Here is a 3682-nt window from a genome sequence, read left to right as displayed (position 1 = left end):
CCACCGCCGCCCTGGATTGTCGCAGGTGGGAGTGGTTGTCGGTACCCGAATTTCCCCGGACCGCGGCCCGGGCGGCGGCCCGGGCGGGTGACGACCCGTTGAATTTACCGTCCTGTGCAACTATTGTTGTGGCACATAAAGCGCACCCGCAAGAGCACCGCCTTGGCGCCTCCGACCCCTGGGAGTCCCGACATGAGCACCACCCTCTTCGCCCCGTACACCCTGCGGACCCTGACCGTCCCCAACCGGGTCTGGATGCCGCCGATGTGCCAGTACAGCGCGGCGCCGGCCGGAGAGGCGGCCGGGGTCCCGACCGACTGGCACTTCGCCCACCTCGCGGCGCGGGCAGCGGGCGGCACCGGGCTGATCATCGCGGAGGCCACCGCCATCAGCCCCGAGGGGCGCATCAGCCCGTACGACCTCGGGCTGTGGAACGACGCCCAGGTCGAGGCGTTCAGGCGGATCACCTCCTTCCTGAAGGGGCAGGGCACCGCCCCCGCCGTCCAGCTCACCGTCGCCGCCGCCGCGATCGTCCAGGACGGCCGCCTCCTGGTGGTCAGCAAGCAGGCCGCCCCCGAGGTCTTCTACCTGCCCGGCGGCAAGCCCGACCCCGGCGAGGACGCGCTGCAGGCCCTCACCCGCGAACTGCGCGAGGAACTCGGCGCGGCCCCCGTCGACCCGCGCCACCTCACCGACATCCGCGCCACCGCCGCCCTGGAGGGCGTGCCCATGCTGATGGTCGTCTTCACCGCCACCCTGGACCGCGCCCCCGCCCCCGCCGCCGAACTCGCCGACCTGCGCTGGACGGACGGCCGCGACGACACCCTCCACCTCGCCCCGGCCGTGCGCGACCACCTCCTGCCCCTGCTGCGCGAGCGCGGCGACCTGGCCTGAGAGCCGGGAACGCCGCCTGCGCCGCCCGGGACATCCCAGGGCGGCGCAGACGGCGTCCAGGCGGTGGGTGCTTCAGGCGGCGGCCGTACGCGCGCCGTCGCCGCCGCCGCTCACACCGACTGCCGCAGCGGCAGCCGGACCGCCAGGCGCCAGCGCCCCTCGCCCTGCGGCCCGGCCTCGAACTCCCCGTGCAGCAGCCGCACCCGCTCGGCCAGGCCGGGCAGCCCGTGCCCGGAGGTCGGGAAGCGGCCCGCCCCCGGGCCGGCCCCGTCGGCCACGGCGTTGACCACGCTCAGCTCCAGCACCCGCGCCCCCGCTGCCACCCGCAGCCCGATCGGCCCGCCCGCGCCGTGCCGCAGCGCGTTGGTCAGCCCCTCCTGGAGGATCCGGTAGGCGGCCCGGGAGAGCGTGCCCTGCACCTGCGACAGGTCCCCGGTGGTCTGCTGCTCGACGACCGCGCCCGCGTGCCGCAGTCGCTCGACCAACTCGGGCAGGTCGGCGAGGGTACGGGTCGGCGCGGCGTTCGACTCCTCCTCGCGCAGCGCGCCGAGCACGTAGTCGAGGTCCTCCAGCGCGGCCCGGGTGGACTCCTCGATGCTGCGCATGGCGGCCCGCGCCGCCGCCGGGTCGGCGGCCAGCACCTCGCCCGCGACGGCCGCCTGGATGGTGGCGGCGGTCAGGGTGTGCCCGATCGAGTCGTGCAACTCGTGGGCCAGCCGGTTGCGTTCGGCCAGCAGCCGCTCCCGCTCGGCGGCCATCGCGAGCTTCTCGGCCGGCGAGGGCCCGAGCAGCCGGGGCGCCAGGTGGCGCAGGGCGCCCGCCACCGCGGCGAGCAGGGCCGCCGCCAGCGCCAGGCACAGCGCCGCCGTGATCCAGGACCACACGCCCGTGATCTCCGTGGCCCAGCCGAAGAGGCTCACCCGCGCCGGGTCGGACGCCCGCCACCCCGGTATCGTGATCCCCATCGCCAGCAGCGTGCTGCCGCCGATCAGGACCGTCCACCCGAGCGCCACGTGCGCCACCACGAACACCGGCGTGCGCCACCACTGCGTCGCGGCCCCCTTCACCGGGGCGGGCACCGCGACGCCCAGCAGCCGCCGCGCCCCCGCCGCCAGCACCCGGCGCACCACCCGGGGCAGCCCGGCCGCCGCGAGCAGCACCACCCACACCGGCAGCGCCACCCACACCGAGTCCGGCCGCCCCGACACACCCAGCGTCACCCCGAGCGCCACCGTCGCCACCGGCAGCCCCGCCAGCGCCCCGAGCACCGCGAACAGCACACCCGTGTACGTCGACCTGCGCAGCAGCAACCGCATTCCCTTGATCATGGCGTCAGTATCACCGGCCGCCGCGCCTCCGACCTCCCTCGATCGGGGGAGAGCCTGCGGCGGACTGCGCCCCCGTGCCTTCGTCGGTGCCCGCCTCGAACCCGGCCGGAACGCGACCACCCGTTCGTATGAATCCGGGTCGAAGCCGTCGCCAGGGCGGCCGCGGTTCCAGACCATCGGCCTTAATGAAGATCAATCAAAAGCTCTTCCGACAAGGCCTGTTGGCCACCGCCTCCACGGTCACGGTGCTGGCCGCCACGGCCGCCCAGGACGCGCCCGCCCAACGCGACGAGGGCCCGCACCGCTACAGGGTGTCCACCCGCACCGACGGGGCCTGGGCACTGCCCGCCGCCCTGGCCTCCTTTACCGTGCACACCCGGGGCACCGGCGGCAGAGGCGGCGCGGCCGGCCAGTGACCTGACCGGCCCGCTGAACCCGGCGGCCGGCCGACCCCCTGAAGACGCCGTCGGCGCCGCCCGGGGATGTACCCGGGCGGCGTGCGCTGGGCGGTGTCAGCTGGTCCGCCGGACGATCGTGAGGCCCTCCCAGCCCTTGGAACCCACGGTCTGGAGCGCGGTCGCGTCCAGGCGTCCATCCCGCGCGATATCCGCGAGAACCGTGCGCACACCTTGGACCCGGTCATCAGAGCTGTCGGTCGGTGACGGCGCCGTTGCGCACGACGTTGTCGATGACGATCACGCTCCCGGGCCGGGTCAGCGCGAGGGACAGCTTCAGGTACTCGGGGTTGCTGGGCTTGTACGCATCGATGAACACGAAGTCGTACGGCTCCACGCCGTCTTTGACGAGTTGTCGCGCGGAGGCCGCCGCAGGGCCGACGATGACATCGACACGGTCGGCCACCGCCGCCTGTTCGAGGTTCGCCCGCGCGATGTCGGCGTTGTGCTCCTCCAGTTCGAGCGAGGTGACCCGGCCCTGGTCGCCGCCGGCGCGCGCGAGCCAGACGGTGCTGTAGCCGGCCAGGGTTCCGAACTCCAGCACCCGCTTCGCGCCGGCCATCTGGCACAACAGCGCGAGGAGCTTTCCCTGGTTCGGGGACACCTCGGCCTGCGGCATCGTGGTCCGCTGACCGGACTCGCGGGCGCCGATCAGCGCCTGTCCTCGGGAACAAGTGTGTCGACGAAGTAGGCGTCGACCTCACGCCAGGCTCCTTCGGATTCGTACATCGGTGGCTTCCTCTTCTCGTGTGCGTGGTTGCTTCTCCGCGCGCGGTTCAAGGCAGGGGCCCGAGGAGGGGGGGGAGTTCAACGTCGTTGTATGGAGGATGACTTGGACTCCCTCGCGACCGCACTCCATGGGAAGGCCGATGACCTGCTGAAGGATTCGCCGCGGCTCGCTGTCTGGCGGCCGGCGGGGTTCGGCGAGCGGGGCTGAGCGAGGGGAGAGCAGGAGGGCCGTGATCGCCGGGGGGCGGTGACGGCCCTCTTCGGCGTTGCTCTTAC

At 73.7% G+C, this 3682-nt stretch carries 4 protein-coding genes; 2 read left to right on the top strand and 2 right to left on the bottom strand.

What is annotated here, in order from left to right:
- Positions 1–192: 192 nt before the first annotated feature.
- Entirely contained in the window at positions 193–894 is a 702-nt protein-coding gene (locus J0670_RS32890; protein ID WP_207815801.1) for an NUDIX domain-containing protein, read from the top strand.
- Between the two features lie 110 nt (positions 895–1004).
- On the opposite strand, the gene J0670_RS32885 is transcribed toward J0670_RS32890, so the two are convergent.
- Positions 1005–2222, bottom strand: a complete 1218-nt coding sequence (locus tag J0670_RS32885) for a sensor histidine kinase (RefSeq protein WP_207815799.1) — start codon at positions 2220–2222, stop codon at positions 1005–1007.
- A gap of 185 nt (positions 2223–2407) precedes the next feature.
- Here J0670_RS32885 and J0670_RS32880 point away from each other — a divergent pair, with 185 nt between their 5' ends.
- Positions 2408–2638 (top strand): hypothetical protein, encoded by a 231-nt coding sequence (locus J0670_RS32880; RefSeq protein WP_207815797.1) that lies wholly within the window; start codon positions 2408–2410, stop codon positions 2636–2638.
- A gap of 226 nt (positions 2639–2864) precedes the next feature.
- Here the strand turns inward: J0670_RS32880 and J0670_RS40400 are convergent, their stop codons facing one another.
- Positions 2865–3296 (bottom strand): O-methyltransferase, encoded by a 432-nt coding sequence (locus tag J0670_RS40400; RefSeq protein ID WP_307806801.1) that lies wholly within the window; start codon positions 3294–3296, stop codon positions 2865–2867.
- Positions 3297–3682 lie beyond the last annotated feature (386 nt).

Origin of the sequence: Streptomyces sp. FH025 (assembly GCF_017427025.1) — a bacterium.
Lineage (GTDB): Bacteria > Actinomycetota > Actinomycetes > Streptomycetales > Streptomycetaceae > Kitasatospora.
This window is presented reverse-complemented; position numbering and strand designations above follow the sequence as displayed.